This window comes from Pleurocapsa sp. FMAR1 (genome assembly GCF_963665995.1).
In the GTDB taxonomy this organism is placed as follows: Bacteria; Cyanobacteriota; Cyanobacteriia; order Cyanobacteriales; family Xenococcaceae; genus Waterburya.
The window spans coordinates 2,163,232-2,181,120 of sequence record NZ_OY762512.1; the positions used below are offsets into that span (position 1 = coordinate 2,163,232).

Here is a 17,889-nt window from a genome sequence, read left to right on the forward strand (position 1 = left end):
TATGGTTGCTCAACTTGATAGTCTATATATAAAAACAAAACCTACTAAAGCTTTATCTCGTCTGATTGGCTATGGTCTTTTTGAAGGTAGACCTTTAACTACAAAGGGACAATGGATCAACCCCTTAATCTTTAAATTATTTGCGATCGCCCAAGGTTTACCACAGCTTAAAAAAGTCAAAAAACCGATTTTTATTATTGGTACAGGACGAAGCGGAACTACTATTTTGGGAATAGTTTTATCTATGCACAAAGAAGTAGGTTTTCTTAATGAACCAAAAGCACTTTGGCATACAATTTATCCAGAAGAAGACCTGATCGGTAGCTACAGTCAAGGAAAAGCTGACTATCGTTTAGAAGCAGAAAATGCCACAGACTCAATTAAACGTACAGCCCATCGACTGTTTGGTGCTTATTTAACAGCAGTTGCTTCCTCTAGATTGGTAGATAAATATCCAGAACTAATTTTTCGAGTTCCTTTTGTAAGACAAATTTTTCCCGATGCCAAATTTATCTTTTTAGCTCGTAACGGTTGGGATACCTGTCAATCGATTGATGGATGGTCAAAACGCCTTGGTACTAATGTCCAAAACGACACCCATGATTGGTGGGGTTTAAATAATCGCAAATGGCATTTGTTGATAGAACAAATAGCTGCAACAAATTCTGTTTTTAAGCATAACCTAAAAATCATTGAAGGTTATTCTAATCATACTCACATGGCAGCAGTCGAATGGATTTTGACCATGCAAGAAGGTTTAAAGTTAGTTGAACAGTTTCCAGAGGTTGTTTATCTACTTAAATATGAAGAATTAGTTGCTCAACCTGAAAATAGCCTCAGACAATTACTAGATTTTTGTGAGCTGCCATTTGATGAAAAAATGGTTTATTATGCTAAAAAAACTCTCAATAGCCGTCAAAATAATCGGATTTTTTCCTTATCACCTGAATTAGCTCCTCTATTTGAACAAACTATGACTGCACTAGGTTATTCTTGAGAGCTAATTTAACCATTAAGCCTGGAACTCGCATAGTTTGTAATTGAAAGGCTCGCAAAGCGCAAAATAAATTAGTTCTGATGGCTGATTCTGTTCGTACTTGAAATTGTTCGATCCTGAATCAAATTAATTAGGAAAATTTAGGAGCATAATCCCGTGCAAACTCTTCAAATGAATGTGGTGGTTTACCTGTAGCATCTTTAATATCTGCTGTAATGATTGAAGCCTCCCCGCGATGATAGTGTGCATAGTCTTCAATTAAGCCATCGGCTTGCCAGTTCGGAAATCCAACACTAATTAGTGCTTCTCGCATTGACTCAGGCGAAATATCCACAAACTGTATTTTGTGGTTAAGAGCCGCAGAGAGTTTTTCAGCCATCTCCTGATGCGACAGTGCTTCGGGTCCAGTAATATTATAAATTTTTCCAGCGTGTCCGTCTTCAGTCAATGCTGCTGCTGCGACTGCTGCAATGTCCCGTACATCTACAATACTGATCTTGGCATCACCGACGGCAGCAAAGAACTTATTTTGATCGACAATCGTTGACCGAAAAGCGAGTAAACCTTGCATAAATAAATTTGGACGCAGAAAAGTATAGGCAATTCCAGATTCTTTGATTTTATTTTCAACCACCGCGTGATAGCGCAGAAATCGCACGGGTGAATTAGTGTCAGCCGCCCATTGCGATAGCTTGACGATTTGTTTAACTCCAGCGCGACTCGCTTCCTCGACAAATGTTGACTGCTGAGTTTCCGCTTGTTCAGAAGAATTGGTCAAAAGGAATGCCCGCTCAATACCCTTCAAGGCATCAGCAACGGTGGTTGCATCATTGAAATCACCGACAACTAGTTCTACGCCTTCCATCTCAGAAAATGCCTCCAATTTCTTGGTCGAGCGAACCATGGCGCGAAAAGGAACTTTTTGGGCGAGTAGTTGTTTGGTCAACTCTCGCCCGATGTTGCCAGTTGTGCCAGTGATTAAAATTGTTGGTGTTGTAGATTTTGTCATAATTTTCTCGAAATGATTCTGGCGTAAGTCTTAAAGTATTTATTACTTATTAGTTTAAACCAAGCTGTTTAGAGTCTTTAAAAGCTCTTTCACTTGTTAACTGCAATCTGCTGGTTTCTTTGATGCTCCAAAAAATCTAAGAGCCAATCTTTGAGATGGCGAGTTGCCCGACAATCATCTTCGTTATAGCTTAAGATTAATTCTAGCCAGGTTCGATCTTGAGTACTTAACCACCGATCGTACCAGCAGACTGATTGATCCCCACTACCTTGAGTTTCTCGCCAATAAAAACCAATCCAGTTAGCTAGGGCTTTTAAGGAGTAACTTTCTACGGGTAAAACTACCGTTTTTGTAACCCATAAATGAAGATCGACTAAGCGAGATAATAATTCTTTGGTCTTAGCTTTCGGTGTATCATAAAGTCGAGCTAAACGCTTGATTGTATCCGCTTCGTATTCAGAGTAATGAAAAATAGGTGCATCAGGATACAAAGATATAAAGTTTAAAAACTGTTGCCATATTTTTTCTTCATCGGCTGCATCTTCGGCTACAAAAGCATGAAACTTCTCGGTGTTGGTGGTTCTATCTACTAGCAGAACTCCTAATAAATAGTCGATTTGACGCTCAGGTTCAGCTTCAATATCAAAATATAGCTCGATCGCACCACTAGGAATAGGTTGAGTATTAAGCAAATCGAAACTAGATTTTACCAAAGCGCGATCGCTCTGTAGAGCAGTAATCTGCTGTTTTATTTGCCTTGCTACACTAGCAGTAAGAGCTTCCCCTAAGCTTTTTTCTGAAACATTTATCAAAGACTCAACGCTATCAACTCCCATTGACTGCATATACTCATAGCGTTTCGGGGTTACTCCAGGTACTAAAGACAAATGATTGCTTGACTTTGCCACCCCATGGCAATAGCCATACCAGCTACAGAGGCTACACCTTTGACGGGAAATAAACACTTCGGGCTTCTGTTTTTGAGCAAGCATAACCAAGCAGTCAGTTACCTCATGCTGCATCTTAATCAGCCAATGATCGAGGTTGATATAATAATCGTTGTGTTCTTTGAGAATTAGCTGTGAATAAGCAGGAATTGCTGATTGAGTAATGCCTAAGATTTGAGCGTGAAAGGCACTAATTAGCTTGTACTCTGGTTTGGCTCGACGACCAAGCTTAATATTAACTGGTAAATATTCCCAGTCGCCAAATTTAGATTTTCCTGGCTGTCTAATTAATAAACTTGGTGCAGCAACAAAGGTGATTTCTGTTAAAAAGTCTTGGACATCTTGTATTTCACTTGAGAAAGTATAATTGCTCAAAGCAGTTTGCCACTGAGCAAAAGTCAAGCTCAAACTTCCTTGAGCAATACATTCTACTCCCTGTGCCATTAAAGCGAGAGTTTGTTGACTATTTAACTGCCAATCTCTTCGAGAAATATCTGGCTTATAGTAGTCAAGGGATCTCTCTTTGATAACGTTGGCAATGTGAGTTTGATTTTCTCGTTTTAACTTCTGCAAAAAATCTTTCTCTGGATCTTTTTGTTGCGGATTGCCGTATATTTCTAGATAGGTACGACGATTGCAGCGTTTGTAGTTTAGTAAAAGATGATCGGTGATTAACATTATTTAGGAAGAAAGCAAGATAAAGAGGGAACGAGAAAAAATATCCTGCTTTCTATCGGCAAAATAGCCTTACTTCCCCCAAAAATAAAAATGTGTCCTTGAAACTTAACTGATAAATATCGATATACTAACAATGGTTCGCTAGATTGCAAAATTCATTTATGTCTACTATTTTATCCCCAACCGAGCTTAAAGAACATCGCCGACAGTTCCCTGGATTAATTAATAAGACCTATTTTAACTTTGGTGGTCAGGGGACAATGCCCCAGGCTGCATTTGAAGCAATCATTGACACCCATCAATATATTCAGCAAGTAGGACCATTTTCGGGACAAATTAATGGCTGGCTGACCAAAAAAGTCAATTCCTTACGAGAAATAATTGCCGACGAATTAGGCGCACCTACCCAGACAATTAGCATCACAGAGAACGTAACGGTAGGATGTAATATTGCCCTGTGGGGTATTGATTGGCAAAAAGATAATCAGTCTGATAGCAAGGCTACGCCACGCATTCTTATGACAGACTGCGAACATCCAGGCATTATTGCCACAGTAGAAGAGATTTCTCGACGCTTTGGGGTAGAGGTGGCTATTTGTCCGATTATGGATACTTTGAACGACGGCGATCCCGTTGAGGTAATTCGCGCTAACCTAACCGCTAATACACGTCTTGTAGTTTTAAGTCATCTGCTTTGGAACACAGGACAGGTATTACCCCTTAAAGAAATAGCGCAAGTATGTCATGATTTTTCTGCACAACAGAGAATTAGGGTGATGGTCGATGCGGCACAATCTGTAGGTTCGTTGGCGTTGGATCTACCCGATCTGGGAGTCGATTTCTATGCTTTTACAGGACATAAATGGTGGTGTGGTCCAGCCGGAGTTGGTGGGCTGTATATTAGTGAAGCAGCATTTGCTGAATTAAATCCTACCTTTATTGGTTGGCGAGGATTGGAGATGGATGCACAAGGAAAGCCTGTCGCCTGGAAACAAGACGGGTCAAAATTTGAAGTGGCTACCTCCGCTTATGCTGAATATGAAGGCTTAAAAAGTGCGATCGCAACTCATCAAGAATGGGGTACAGCCAAACAACGCTATCAGAAAATTTGTGAACTTAGTAAATATCTTTGGGAGCAATTACAGCAAATAGAACAAATTACCTGTCTTAAGCATACTCCTCCCGAAGCAGGATTGGTTTCTTTTCAAGTAAAAGGTATTAAACACAAAAACTTGGTAGATACTCTAGAAAAGCAAGGATTCTTACTTAGAACCATTGCCGACCCTGACTGTATCCGAGCCTGTGTTCACTATTTGACCTTATCTGAAGAAGTAGATAGCTTAATTAGTATGCTGAAAAGTCATCTGCAATCTTCAGTTAGATAAATTTTAATTGCAGGTATTTAAATCTTCTTTTTTAAAGATAAAGTGTTAAGATTCATATTGAGATAAAGATCGGCAATCCAGTTTGTATTCAGTATTGATAGGTTCTTCCATAAAGTATTGATTTGGTTTTTTTCCGAAATTTTAGCTCTCTACATCTAATGTGCATTCAGGAGACAATTGGTTCATGTCAATTTACGTCGGTAATCTCAACTATGAGGTTAGCCAAGAAGATTTAAGCGAAATATTCGCAGAGTACGGCAAGGTTAAAAGAGTTCATCTTCCTACTGACCGTGAAACTGGTCGCAAACGCGGTTTCGGCTTTGTAGAAATGGAAACAGAAGCAGAAGAAGATAAAGCTATTGAGACTCTAGACGGAGCAGAATGGATGGGTCGTGAGATTAAGGTCAACAAGGCAAGACCTCGCGAAAATTGAAGTTCTTTTAGTGGTGGTGGTAATCGCGATCGCTTTTAAACTCTAAAGCTAAATTGAATTACGCTTCTAGAGAGCAGCTAGATATTATACTAGAGACTCCCAGAAGCGTTTTATTGTGTAATGAGGAATCCTACTATAAATGGCTAAACGTCGTAACGCGAAAAAAGAAAAAGCTGCTCGAAATAAAATTAACGCTCGTAAATTCCGTAAGCAAACTACCCGTTATGGAAATCGTGGTCGAAAAAACTACAACAGCAACGATAAAAAACAAGATACAGAAGAAAATCAATCTTCTGAGTCTACTTCTAATAGTAATAATTAACAGACAAAAACAATTTGTTTGCTAGCTCTTTGGATGAAGTAAGATAACTTCTTGAAAGAGCTTTTTTTGTGGAATGAAGGATATATAAGCGTGGTAATAGCAAAAAAGATATAGAATTACGTATAAACGTGATGGACATTTTGTAAATTACTACTCCCTTCTTACGAAGTTTGCTCGCCCTCGACAGTTCCTTCAACGCGGGGAAGCCGCGCAACGGACTGTCTCGCAACGGGGGCAACCCCCTTCGGGTTCGTGCCTTTGCTTATGCCAGGGAACCTTTTCGACACTTTGCTCGCCCTCGACAACCAAGGGGTACCCCCCGCAGGTACCTCAACGGGGGGAACCCCCGCAACGGTTTTGCGAAACAGCCTTGCAGGAGGGTTTCCCTCCGCAGAGGACTGTTGAGGGTGTCTCGCAACGGGTCATAGACGAGGCGTGTTTTGCGAGAAAGGACGCTTCGTCCGCATCTGAGTCCGTTGGCGGGGTTCCCCCGCTTAAAGGAACTGTCGAGGTTGGGTCAGAGTATTCTGTCCCAACAGGCGAGTGGAACAAGCCCCCTAAACGGGGGCGTTTCCTCGCCTCAAAAACTGCCGTCCGCAACGCAAGTGTCTCACCACCGCAACTGCTTCACCGCAACGCAACTTCGCGCTACTTCCTATTAGTTGTCTTAACCCGAACTGAGGTTGATATAGGTTTCAAACTCAAGCAGCCAGCGACTATAGCCATAAGAATTAGTTGCTGATAATTTGGGACCACAGTATGTTTGACAAGCTCTTTCGACAACTTCTTTAAAGCAAGCATCTTGTTGTCGATCGTCATTATTCTGAGTCAGTTCAAAAGCAATACTCCACCAGGGTTCATTGTTAATTTTTAGACAAGTCAACTCACTGGCTACACCTTGTTCTATTTTTTGCCTGCGCTCTTTGTCAATGCCGATCCATTCTGTCTCAGATAATAAATCATAGGCAGTAAAAGTAGGGTCTTTTAATTCTTGTTCACCGAATTTACACCACTGTTCGACTTTGCCTTCACAGATAAATGATTGAGCTGCATCCAGGCTTGGCGATCGCTTTTGATGCCCAAACCCATAAGTCCCGAATTCTTGTTGTCTCAGTTTTAATTCAGGATTACCCTGGCGCAATTTAAAGTTAACTTCGTCACGATTCAAGGCACGTGATGAAAACCTGCCAATTTTATCTACAAAAGTTTTTTGTTGACAGGCATACCAGTCTTTTCTAGTGTCTAACTTTTCTAATAATTTTCCTGGGCATTCAAGTCTAAACCAACGCTGCACAACTGCTGGTGGCACTCCTCTAACAAACCAGCGCACTTCTAAAGTAGTTTCCATATTTTTTACCCTGGTCTTAATAAGATAAATTAAATTATCGTCTATCTGCTTCTTCGACTACACCACCTTGACGATCGATGATTTCTCTAGCAAGGCTAACTTCTTCTGTAGTTCCTTTGACCACCACCAAATATTTTTTTCCTTCGCTGCGATCGCCGATATCTAAATTAAATTGAGGAACGCTAGCACCACTTAGCCCAGAAATTAGACTTATTCCTACAGCACCAACTATTGCACCCATTATAGGAGCTAGATAATGGATAGTTTGGAAATTCTCAAACGCTGCTAGCCCAACACCAGAGAAATTAGTCAGAATTAAGCTGATAGACAAACCAATCAAGGCTCCTAATACCGCCCCTGTAATCGCACCAGTTTTAAGATTAGCGATCGCCCCTGTATCTTCTATTCTTGTTGGTGGCTGAAAATCTTCCTCTTCTAAAGTAATGTTTTCAGGCTCGATCCCAGCTTCTTCCAACTCAGTTTTTGTGGCGATCGCTGCTTGCTCGATCAAAAACTTTCCCCAGGTAGATTTTAATTGTTCAGATGCTGATGGCGATTGTTGAGACATATATTTAATTTATTGTAAGAAATAAAACTTCTGATTTTTGATTTACTCTTATTGCAGAAGAATTATGTTTATCCTTCATCCTTCTAAAGATAGGTAATTTGGTTTAGGAAATGAAATAAATATTAAGTTAAATAAATTAACAGCAAAATAGTTTTCTAGATAGATTCATCAATTAGATTTTTAAAGTAATTTGTGCATTTACACTCAACATAATTGCTATGTCTAGAACGGCGTATTTTTTATTCAGTCGAATACTATTAAAATTTGAAGCTAATTCCAGTGATATCATAAGCGATATTTCTGCTGCTGCATTTACTCCTGATGGTAAGTTATGGATTGGCTCAGATGAAATGAGATGACCAAGAAATTTTCGTTGATGTTTTTCGGCTTTAGTTTTTTAGGCGTTGGTGATTCGTGGCTATCAGCTTTTAGTTTAAGAACTATTATTGGAAGACTCTACGGCATTTTTCTTTTTTGAAGCGTATAGACTTAATAGAGATGCTGCGATCGCACCTACAGCATCCATAATTAGATCGACTATCGTATCGTCAACTGAGTTAATAGTGGCAGTGAGCCATTCAAACACTTCCCAAAGCGCGCCAATTGCGATCGCTTAAGCTTGACGGCACACTTTGCTGCCTTGGCATTCCCGCAGATATGGACTTTAGCCCTGTTATGCTGACGATGGGACGAAGACGGCTGGCAAGTTCGGGTGTAGGTGGTACGCTCGAAACGCAGGAGATGCTTGACTTTTGTAGCCAACATAATATCTCAGCAGATGTTGAAATTATCTCGGCTGCGGATATTGAGTCTGGTTTTGCCAGACTCGACCGAGGAGAGGTGCGCTATCGCTTGGTGATTGATATGTCTACCCTTAATGCGCCAGCCGATTGAAGATCGTTCGTTTTACTTATTTGACTGACGATCGACCCGCAAACTTTAATACTTGTAGAATTAATAAACATCATCCGCCCAACCGAGAGTGTATTCTAATCATTAGAAGAATGTGCTTGAGCTTGACGCTCATCCTAGTACAGAGACGATTCCACTACTATACTATCGTCGAGTTTATAACTTATCTTTTTCTTAGTGATAAAAAATTAAATTTTCAATACACTTTAAGTAGGTTGAATTAATAGCTTAAGTTGGCATTTAATAACCTCGACTAAAAGGAGAAAAAAATATGTTTACACTTGAAAATAAAGTGGCTTTAGTCACGGGCGGAACATCGGGAATTGGCAGAGCAACCGCGATCGCCCTTGGTACTGCTGGTGCAAAAGTTGTTTTCTCAGGCAGACGCAAGGAAGAAGGAGAGGAAACGGCTGCACTAATTCGCGATGCTGGCGCAGAATGTTTATTCGTGCGCTCAGATGTATCGAATGAATCAGATGTTAAAGCTTTGGTGCAAAAGACAATTGAAGCTTATGGGAAACTTGACTGTGCCTTTAACAATGCAGGCATCGATCCACCCTCAAAATCCCTGCACGAACAGTCAATCAAGGACTTTGACAAACTGATGTCAATTAATGTGCGGGGACTCTTTTTGAGCATGAAATATGAACTTCAGCAAATGGTGTCTCAAGGATCGGGGGTCATCGTCAACAATTCCTCGATAGGAGGCTTAATTGGTTTTCCTGGGCTATCTCCCTACATCGCTAGCAAACACGCAGTTATGGGACTAACGCGCTCGGCTTCTCTTGACTATGCTAAACAGGGCATTCGGATCAATGCGGTTAACCCTGGCATAATTGCAACTGATATGATTGATCGCCTCGTCGATGAAACAGGCGGCACGAGTGACGATTTGATATCCTCGATTCCCATGGGGCGCATAGGGCAAGCCGAAGAAATCGCTCAAGCCGTGGTGTTTCTTTGTTCTGATGCTGCTAGCTACATTACTGGACAGCCTTTGGTCATCGATGGCGGATTGACGGTGAACTAATTAAGGCGATCGCTGGGTAAATGCCCAGAGAATTGAAGTTTCTGGCGGTACGTTTCTTTAGAATCCTCAATTAGCGATCGCCTCGGCGCTATTAACTAGTAAAATAGAGCCTTATCATGACACATTCACCAACTAGTCGCTGATGGATTGTCGCTCGCGCTGCAAGCAGTAAGTTAAGTTCTCAATTACAAAAAAAGCTTAGTCAGAAAAAATCAGGGCAAGATTTGACTAATCAGGGCAAGAAAAGAGAAGAAGAAACTATTCAAAAGTAATACTTTTGAATAGTAGGCAGTGATGAACCACAGCCTTCTTAAACAAACCAATTTGACGGTTTCAGTAAGACCGTTGAATTTATCCAATCAACTATTTAATTATTTAATCATGAATTTACATAACAAAAGCTCAATTTTTACTGGGGCTATTTTTCTATTTTTAATTAGCTCTATAAGCCCAGCGATCGCCTTAACTAAAGAACCAGTCCAGTATGTCGCCCAAAGCTGAACTATTGAAGCTACAAGCGCACAACAAAAAACTCTTTATCTCAACAATAATCGCGTCTATTACTATAATTTAATTGCCACTCAAAAAGGAACAATCGGTAATGTTACCGTTCCTGTAGGTGCAACTATTGAAGGAAAATATGTTCCAGCAGATGGTGGTTTACGATATGTAGCCACAGCTATAACTTACGGCAAGTATAGTTATCCTATCAATGCTAAATCTCAAACTTTAACAGGTGTCAAAGATCCTCGCGACACATCAGCGGGTTCGGTAGCTGAGGATGCAGGAATTGGAGCTGCTGGAGGATTGGTACTAGGTGAAATATTTGGTAAGGGAAATGTAGGAGAAGCCATTGGGGGTGCTGCTGCGGGTGCTGCGGTAGGCAACCTTACTGCTGATCGCGTTATTGTCGTCAAGCCAGATGACTCAATAGCTTTGTATGATTATAATTAATTTCTGATGAACAATACCGACGACTCTTTGGATACATTAGCTATAAATATTGGCGGTAGTGGCATCAAAGCAATGGTGTTAAACGAGGTAGGGAATTCAATTAGCCGCCTCCCTAGAAGCAGCCTTTCATTACGATCGCCTTTATATCGGTGGTGGTAGAGCTAAAAAGATTAACTTCGATTTACCAGACAACGTTAAAACTGTACCTAATATAGCAGGAATTTTAGGCGGAATTGCTCTATGGTCAGATGATAATTCTGATTCTCTAGGTAAACATAATAATTGCTTAGAACTTAAAAATAAAAATACTCATAAACTTCCTATCAAAGAAATGGCATCAAACAACCAGATAATCATTGAACCGTCGATTTTATCGGCTAACTTTGCCTACTTGGGTAAAGGAGTGACAGAGGCACAAGAGGCAGGGGTAAAGGGAATCCAGATTGATATTATGGACGGACAGTTTGTGCCTAACATTTCTTTTGGCTGGGATACGGTAGCTGCAATACGTCCTCTGACCGATATGTTTCTCGACGTTCATTTGATGATTGTCCAGCCAGAGCGTTATATAGAAGCTTTTGCTAAAGCGGGTGCAGATCGCCTTATCGTCCATCAAGAAACCTGCATCCATCTACATCGAGTCTTGTCTTCAATTAAAGAGTTGGACATAGAAGCGGGAGTAACCATCAATCCTGGTACTTCAATTGATACGATCTTACCTATATTAGATCTAGTAGATCTAGTGCAAATCATGACCGTAAATCCTGGCTTTGGCGGTCAATCTTTTATCCATTCACAGTTAGATAGAATTGCCAGCCTCAAGCAGATTATACAGGAACGCAATCTCGATGTGGCGATCGCCGTAGATGGCGGTATTCATTCCGATACTGCACCTTTAGCAGTAGCAGCAGGAGCAACTGTTTTAGTAGCTGGTTCGAGCGTTTATAATTCTAAAGCCTCGGTTAAAGACAACTTAGCCACTCTTTATGCAGCTATCGAGAAAGAAACAAAATCGTCAAGATATAGCATTACGCGAAGACATTAGGACATTGCGCGAAAGCAGAATCAACACACTCTCGGATAGTTTCAAAATCGTAAATTCTTTGTTTCATCCAAGTTTTGAGAACCGACCACCAACGCTCTATTTTGTTTAAATCAGGGGAATACGGGGGCAAATACCAAATTTCACATCCTGCATGATGAACGATTTCAAGAATGCTTTGTCCTTTGTGAAAGGTTGCATTGTCAATCACGATAATGTCGCCAGACTTCAATTGAGGAAGCAAACTTTTTTCTAACCAAGTCTCAAATACTTGACGATTACAACATCCCTCATATGTCAACGGTGCAAAAACTTTTCCTGATTTTAACGCTGCAATCCAACTAACCCTGTCTACTCTTCGACCCGATTTTAATCCATAACATCTTGTTCCTTTCGGGCTATATCCGTATGGATAATCGTCTCGATTGTCGAATCCTGCTTCATCTACATAGACGATTTTGCTTCGATCTATTTGACCGATACGTTCAAGAAATTGTTGCCTTTTTTCTTCATTTCTCTCTCGATACCCATAAGTTTGTCTTGGTCAGCGTACATGCGGGCAAGCCCTTTGTCTTGCGCCTGTCGGCGACGCGGGGTCTGACCGCTTTTTTTCTAGTTATGCCCAGCTTTCTTATCGCATCGCTGACATTTTGCTGAGTTAGATTCTTCCCCCATAATTGAGCTATTCGTTGCTGTGTTTTGTTGTTGTGTTGCAACACAAATTCTTGAAAACGCAGGAGGTTTTTAATCTTGGGCTTTTTTCCTTTTTGATGAAGAGCGATCGCTTTGAAGTCACCCTGAACTTGTTCTCTTTTGAGCCACAAGTTCAGTGTGTTACGACTGATAGCGAACATTCGGCATACATTGACTTTCTTCTCGCCACTTTTTACTGCTTTAATTGCCTTCGCTCGCAAATCGTAACTGTAAGGGGATGCCATTAATCCTATTCTCTTTCGTTTCTTGATTTATTCAGTATAGCGTCCTAACCTTATAACGTATTGCTATAATTGCAATTTTAGACAATTTTGGGCAAGAAAAGCGAAGAAATCTTATAGTGTTTCACTACGAGAAAGGCGAGTTTGCACTTAGAAAACCCTTACCTCAAAAGTTGAAAACTGCTGTAAGTAACGTGAGTTCGGGTTAACAAGATTAATTTGGGGTAGCTATTAGCTTTTGAAAGATTGTTCAATCCTCTAAATTGAAGTCGAGAGAGGGTGACGGCTAGTCGCCATCTCTAATCGACTTGTTGAAAATTTTATTGAGGAAAACTGTATCTAGGCGCAAGAGTAAGGACTTGTCCGCAACTACGCGCCCGAACTCGAAGGGCTAATAGCTAAAAATAGTATTACTAACTGTTTCATACCTCAAATTACCAACGCCAGTTATTTGTCACTTGTTTATGATACTAAAAACAAAATACTCTTGACCGCCTTCAACCTTATTATGCCATTTATGCCATAATATTACAATTAGCCTACAAATACCTTTGCTTCAAATTCGCCTATATCAATCGTTAATTTTCCTTCTTTTGCTTCGACATCATAGTTGTTTGTCCATTCATGCCAAGTACCTGATTGGGGAAAATGGTCGATAGTATAATCTTCTAAAAAATCATCCGAAAAATTGATAATAATTACCACGCGAGAGCCTTGATCATTCCAGCGAGTGTATGCCAAGACTTTACTCTCAGGATCTTCATAGAAAAAGTTAATATTATCAGTACGCAAAGCATGATTTTCTTTCCTCAAAGCAATTAAGCCTTGATAATAGTCAAGCAAATTTTTATTGAGGTCATTTTTTAGTAAAGTCCAATCAATTTTGATTTCTTGTTCTGGGTTGTATTCCCCAAACTCATTACCCATCCAAACCAGAGGTACGCCTACAGCAGTCATTAATAAGACTGCGCCTAACTTGGCTCTTTTAAAAGCTGCTTTGTCGGAGATTTTGCGATCGCCTAACTCTGCTAGAGTATACTGATGATCGTGACAGGCTATATAGTTAATTACGGTAGTCGTTCCCCCATAACCCTGTTGTCGGCAGTCAATCACTTGTTTGAAACCTTCTAGGTCAAGCTCATCACCGCAGATATGTTTTAAAGCCTGTTGATAAAAGCTTTCATGCCAACACGCATCCATGGGCTTGCCGTATCCTACTAAGTCGGGATTTTCAGGGATGTATTCGGCAGTGTTAAAAAATGGCTTTTGACCGACTGCCTGTCTGGCTTGTTCGGCTATCCAGGACAAAAAATCAAAGTTGCCAATCTGCTTAGAAGCATCAAAACGAATACCGTCGATATGATATTCCTCAATCCAAAATCTGACTATATCACCCACAAATTGCCATGCAGGTTTGAGATCTAAATTTTTGTCGTACTTGTCGTAGTCAAATTCTGGACCCCAGCTATTATCAGGATCGGACGGTTCACGACTGTACCAGTAATCGAAGTTTATTTTGGTTAAGGGTGCTTCGGTATCAGAATGGTTAAAAATACAGTCCATTAAGATGCGCATACCTCGGTTGTGACATTCATCAATCAGACGCTTTAAATCTGCGGTTGAACCGTAACTAGACTCAACAGCAAAATAGTGACGAGGATTATAGCCCCAGCTATTGTCTCCTGGAAATTCTTGTGTGGGCATCAGTTCAACTGCATTGATGCCTAGTTCGCTCAGATAGTCTAGTTTATCAATAACGTCTTTAAATGTACCGCGCTTTTTTCCTTCTCCTTCGCCACCTGAAAAGCCCCCGACATACAGTTCGTAGATAACCAACTCTTCGTTACTGGGTAAAGGCTTGTCGTCGTGTTGCCAAGCGTAGCTATCAACAATCTTTTTGCCGTCTTTAATTTGAATGACGCTGTTTTGACTCTCATCGTCAATATTTGTAGCGTAAGGATCGTTAACGTCAACCCATTCATCAGCTTCTAAAAAATGAGATTGAGACTGGACGCGAAATTTATACTGGTAAACTCCATCTTCTAACTCAACTTTTGCCCGAAAATAACCTTGTTTATTTTTCTGCATGGATATCTCAGACCAGTCAGAAAAACAACCTTTTAAGGCTGCACTATTGTTATAAGGAGCAAATAACTTGAATTCAATCGAGTTAGCCATTTTGGTTCTTCAATATTTGAAATTGTTTCTGCCATATTACAGAGGTCAATTCAATTATTTGTCTGTCTAGAGAGATAAATTACTGCTTATATTTAATTTTTTATTTTAAATAAACAATCTAACTAGATGGGGTTTATATCAAGAATTAATCCATTTCCAAAGAGGGTGTTTTTTACCACTTGCCAAAATTTTCTCTACTCGTTTTTCCAGTTGGCGTTTTTCGCTCTTTGGCAAACCCCAAATAAGATTGCGACTTTGCCAGACTAAGACAGATATAGTAACTGCGACGCAAAAAGCCAGACAGACAGTAGGCAAGAAATTAAAATGAAGCCCATAATATACTGCTGCCCAAGTAAAGTAATCAAGCCATAGGGCAATTTCTGCTTTTAAGTTCCAAAGAGCATAAAGTCCAAAAGTAAGCCAGCTAAACAAGACAAATAGCCAGCGACCATAGACGGTTAACTGATGTAGTCTTAATACCTTCTGCTGAAAATCAGATTGAAATTTGCTCACTTTGCTTTACTCAGATGCAGAATGTTTTGCTCACCATGACTATTTTTATTCTGATATAGGCAAATCAGATCCCGCCACCGTATTTTTTCTTTTGTTTCTCCACCAAGCAAGGAGAGTACTGGCAATAAAAATACTAGAGTATGCACCCAAAATAAAGCCGATAATTAAGGCTAAAGCAAAGAATTTTAAAGTTTGTCCCCCAAAAAAGAAGATGCCTAATAGAGGTAATAAAGTCGTCAGAGTGGTATTGATAGAACGTCCCAAAGTCTGGCTAACGGCATTGTCAACAATTTCATTAATCGATAGTTCTGGAGTGTCTGCTAGGTTTTCGCGAATGCGATCGTAAATGACGACCGTATCATTAACCGAAAAACCAATGATGGTTAAAAGGGATACCAGGAATAGGCTATCTACTTCTAAGCCCATTACTAAGCCTAAGAATGAGAAAAAACCTGATGTAATTAAAACATCATGGAATAAAGCAGCGATCGCAAATAAGGCATAGTCTAACTGAAAGCGAATGCTCAAATAGACAATGATGCCAAAAAATGCCACCAACAAAGCTAGTATTCCTGAAACAAAGAGTTCTTCACCAATAGTTGGTCCGACTGAATCTATTTGTACGGTATTACTATCGAACTTGCCAATAGCCTTACTCAAAGCATCCAGTAGCTTAGTCCGCTGTTCGCCATCAATATTTTCTGTCCGTACCGAGAGTATCTGCTGCTCATCTCCCAATAGCTGAATACTGCTGTTGCCCAATTGCTGACTATCCAAAACTTCTCGCACCTGAGCCGTATCTATAGGCTGATTGCAGTTGCCTGCTACCGAGCAATCTTTAGCGATTTGGATGCGAGTACCGCCGATAAAATCAAGACCTGGACGTAGAGGGGCATTTAAAATGGTAAAGGAGATAATCATCATGACAATACTGGCAACCATAGCTGTTCCAGAGATTGCCCACCATAAGCCTCGCCTTTTAGTAACGCTAAATTTCATTTTTCAATTCATTGATAATTGATAATTGCGAGACAGTCCGTTGCGCGGGTTCCCCGCGTTGAAGGAACTGTCGAGGTTGTTCATTGATTACTGGTTGCTGATTTTAAATTGGGGCAGAATAATTCTGGCTTTTTTCTGACTTTGGGTAAACTTAAAACTACCAACAGCATCAAGGTACGACTACAGGTAACGGCAGTAAACATACTTACCACTACGCCAACAAGCAGGGTAACGGCAAAACCTTTAACCAAACCAGAACCAAGCCAGAGTAAAGCCAAACAGGCGATCGCTGTTGTGACGTTACTATCTAAAATACTTGAAAATGCCCGAAAAAATCCCGACTCTACGGAGCGATAAAGAGTTTTACCCGCCCGCAATTCTTCTCTGGTGCGCTCAAAAATCAGCACATTAGCATCTACCGCCATGCCGATACTGAGAATAAATCCAGCTATTCCTGGTAAAGTCAGGGTCACTCCCACCAAAGCATAACAAGCCATAGTCAACAAGGCGTAAACAATCAAGGCAACATCAGCAATTACCCCAGGTAGACGATAATAAACCACCATAAAGACCAATACTAAAACCAAACCCACACAGCCAGCAATAATACTACGGCGCACGCTGTCTTGTCCTAAAGTTGCCCCAACGGTTCGGTTTTCGACGATGGCAATGGGGAAGGGTAGAGAACCACCTTTTATTTGAATTGCTAGGTCTTTGGCACTGTCTATATTAAAGTTGCCAGTAATAACCGCTCGACCTCCAGCAATACCTGTATCAGCAAACTCTGGTCCCACAACGGGAGAACTAAGTAACTGATCGTCAAGGAAAATACCAATACTACGACCAGTACCTGCAAGGTTTTTGGTTAACTCAGCAAACTTTTTCCCCCCAGCGTCATTAAAACTAATTGCTACTTCCCAACGTTTTCCTGTTGAATCTGGTTGAGGACGGGCATCGGTCAGGTCTGTTCCTGTCAGACTAACGGATGCAAATAAACCATCGATCGCCTGATTAGATTTCTGGAGTGATTCTTGAATTTTTGCCAGCTTTTCTCGATCGCCTGTTTGCAAATCACCTTGGCTTAAGATAGTCTGCTGTGCCAAAAGCTGTTGTCTTACCTGAGATTCGGCAGCTAACTGACCTTCTGTTCCTTGCTTTTGCTCTTTAAACTCTAGTTTAGCCGTTCCTTTCAAACGTCTTTCTGCTTCTTCGGGTTGACTTTCCCCTGGTAGCTGAATCAATATTTTGTTTTCGCCAATTGTTTGCACCGTGGTTTCGGAGACTCCAAACTCATTAATCCTATTTTGAAGCACGCTTTTAACTGCTTCAATATCACTTGAGGTAGGCTTGACATCAGGCTTTTCTTTAGTTGGATTTACCTGAATGGTTAACTGCGCTCCACCTCTTAGGTCAAGTCCTAACTGGGGGGGAATGGTAGTTAAAATTGCGATCGCTGCTGCGACCAATGCCAAAATTAAAATAATATAGGCTCTTTGTTTCTGCATTTACGATCACCTGCGGTAGTCTCGAAGAGACAAAAAAGTTTATTTCTCTCTTCAAATAGTATATGCTCTTACAGAACTCGGCTTTCTCGACAAATAAGTTCTGGCGACCGTTTTTGTAATTTTGCTCAAGTCAC

At 40.6% G+C, this 17,889-nt stretch carries 19 protein-coding genes and 1 pseudogene; 10 read left to right on the plus strand and 10 right to left on the minus strand.

What is annotated here, in order from left to right; genetic code table 11:
- Position 1 precedes the first annotated feature (1 nt).
- Positions 2–997 carry a sulfotransferase family protein gene (locus SLP02_RS10575; RefSeq protein ID WP_319420619.1) on the plus strand — a complete coding sequence of 332 codons (996 nt, stop codon included), beginning with the start codon at positions 2–4 and terminating at the stop codon, positions 995–997.
- A gap of 130 nt (positions 998–1,127) precedes the next feature.
- On the opposite strand, the gene SLP02_RS10580 is transcribed toward SLP02_RS10575, so the two are convergent.
- Both SLP02_RS10580 and SLP02_RS10585 read right to left on the minus strand, forming a co-directional pair.
- On the minus strand, positions 1,128–2,006 hold the full coding sequence (locus SLP02_RS10580; protein ID WP_319420620.1) for an SDR family oxidoreductase: 879 nt from the start codon (positions 2,004–2,006) through the stop codon (positions 1,128–1,130).
- Between the two features lie 89 nt (positions 2,007–2,095).
- Positions 2,096–3,631: a TM0106 family RecB-like putative nuclease gene (locus SLP02_RS10585; RefSeq protein WP_319420621.1), complete on the minus strand. Its 1,536-nt coding sequence runs from the start codon at positions 3,629–3,631 to the stop codon at positions 2,096–2,098.
- 161 nt (positions 3,632–3,792) lie between these two features.
- Here SLP02_RS10585 and SLP02_RS10590 point away from each other — a divergent pair, with 161 nt between their 5' ends.
- The 3 genes from SLP02_RS10590 (at position 3,793) to SLP02_RS10600 (ending at position 5,771) form a co-directional block, all read left to right on the plus strand.
- Entirely contained in the window at positions 3,793–5,016 is a 1,224-nt protein-coding gene (locus tag SLP02_RS10590) for an aminotransferase class V-fold PLP-dependent enzyme (protein WP_319420622.1), read from the plus strand.
- Between the two features lie 184 nt (positions 5,017–5,200).
- On the plus strand, positions 5,201–5,449 hold the full coding sequence (locus tag SLP02_RS10595; protein WP_319420623.1) for an RNA recognition motif domain-containing protein: 249 nt from the start codon (positions 5,201–5,203) through the stop codon (positions 5,447–5,449).
- A gap of 139 nt (positions 5,450–5,588) precedes the next feature.
- The gene (locus SLP02_RS10600; RefSeq protein WP_319420624.1) at positions 5,589–5,771 is read left to right on the plus strand and encodes a hypothetical protein; all 183 of its coding nucleotides are present in this window, start codon (positions 5,589–5,591) and stop codon (positions 5,769–5,771) included.
- Between the two features lie 667 nt (positions 5,772–6,438).
- Here SLP02_RS10600 and SLP02_RS10605 read toward each other — a convergent pair.
- Positions 6,439–7,119, minus strand: a complete 681-nt coding sequence (locus SLP02_RS10605) for a hypothetical protein (protein ID WP_319420625.1) — start codon at positions 7,117–7,119, stop codon at positions 6,439–6,441.
- A gap of 34 nt (positions 7,120–7,153) precedes the next feature.
- Positions 7,154–7,687, minus strand: a complete 534-nt coding sequence (locus tag SLP02_RS10610; RefSeq protein WP_319420626.1) for a hypothetical protein — start codon at positions 7,685–7,687, stop codon at positions 7,154–7,156.
- A 218-nt stretch (positions 7,688–7,905) separates the two neighbouring features.
- On the opposite strand from SLP02_RS10610, the gene SLP02_RS10615 reads away from it, so the two are divergent.
- Entirely contained in the window at positions 7,906–8,046 is a 141-nt protein-coding gene (locus tag SLP02_RS10615; RefSeq protein ID WP_319420627.1) for a hypothetical protein, read from the plus strand.
- 74 nt (positions 8,047–8,120) lie between these two features.
- On the opposite strand, the gene SLP02_RS10620 is transcribed toward SLP02_RS10615, so the two are convergent.
- A complete protein-coding gene (locus SLP02_RS10620) occupies positions 8,121–8,273 on the minus strand; it encodes a hypothetical protein (RefSeq protein ID WP_319420628.1) in 153 nt (50 codons plus the stop codon).
- Between the two features lie 17 nt (positions 8,274–8,290).
- On the opposite strand from SLP02_RS10620, the gene SLP02_RS10625 reads away from it, so the two are divergent.
- From SLP02_RS10625 to rpe, 5 genes are all read left to right on the plus strand, one after another.
- Positions 8,291–8,581 (plus strand): MDR/zinc-dependent alcohol dehydrogenase-like family protein, encoded by a 291-nt coding sequence (locus SLP02_RS10625; RefSeq protein ID WP_319420629.1) that lies wholly within the window; start codon positions 8,291–8,293, stop codon positions 8,579–8,581.
- A gap of 289 nt (positions 8,582–8,870) precedes the next feature.
- The gene (locus SLP02_RS10630; RefSeq protein ID WP_319420630.1) at positions 8,871–9,629 is read left to right on the plus strand and encodes an SDR family oxidoreductase; all 759 of its coding nucleotides are present in this window, start codon (positions 8,871–8,873) and stop codon (positions 9,627–9,629) included.
- An 807-nt stretch (positions 9,630–10,436) separates the two neighbouring features.
- Positions 10,437–10,583, plus strand: a complete 147-nt coding sequence (locus SLP02_RS10635) for a hypothetical protein (RefSeq protein ID WP_319420631.1) — start codon at positions 10,437–10,439, stop codon at positions 10,581–10,583.
- A 6-nt stretch (positions 10,584–10,589) separates the two neighbouring features.
- Entirely contained in the window at positions 10,590–10,742 is a 153-nt protein-coding gene (locus tag SLP02_RS10640; RefSeq protein ID WP_319420632.1) for a hypothetical protein, read from the plus strand.
- A 172-nt stretch (positions 10,743–10,914) separates the two neighbouring features.
- Positions 10,915–11,628 carry a ribulose-phosphate 3-epimerase gene (rpe, locus tag SLP02_RS10645; protein ID WP_319420633.1) on the plus strand — a complete coding sequence of 238 codons (714 nt, stop codon included), beginning with the start codon at positions 10,915–10,917 and terminating at the stop codon, positions 11,626–11,628.
- Here rpe and SLP02_RS10650 read toward each other — a convergent pair.
- From SLP02_RS10650 to secD, 5 genes and pseudogenes are all read right to left on the minus strand, one after another.
- Positions 11,612–12,563, minus strand: a pseudogene (locus SLP02_RS10650) (IS630 family transposase). The gene rpe and the pseudogene SLP02_RS10650 overlap by 17 nt on opposite strands.
- A gap of 531 nt (positions 12,564–13,094) precedes the next feature.
- Positions 13,095–14,738, minus strand: a complete 1,644-nt coding sequence (locus SLP02_RS10655) for an alpha-amylase family glycosyl hydrolase (protein WP_319420634.1) — start codon at positions 14,736–14,738, stop codon at positions 13,095–13,097.
- A 138-nt stretch (positions 14,739–14,876) separates the two neighbouring features.
- On the minus strand, positions 14,877–15,251 hold the full coding sequence (locus SLP02_RS10660; RefSeq protein ID WP_319420635.1) for a hypothetical protein: 375 nt from the start codon (positions 15,249–15,251) through the stop codon (positions 14,877–14,879).
- Positions 15,252–15,296: 45 nt separating this feature from the next.
- Positions 15,297–16,250 carry a protein translocase subunit SecF gene (secF, locus tag SLP02_RS10665; RefSeq protein ID WP_319420636.1) on the minus strand — a complete coding sequence of 318 codons (954 nt, stop codon included), beginning with the start codon at positions 16,248–16,250 and terminating at the stop codon, positions 15,297–15,299.
- Between the two features lie 80 nt (positions 16,251–16,330).
- A complete protein-coding gene (gene secD / locus SLP02_RS10670; protein ID WP_319420637.1) occupies positions 16,331–17,755 on the minus strand; it encodes a protein translocase subunit SecD in 1,425 nt (474 codons plus the stop codon).
- Positions 17,756–17,889 lie beyond the last annotated feature (134 nt).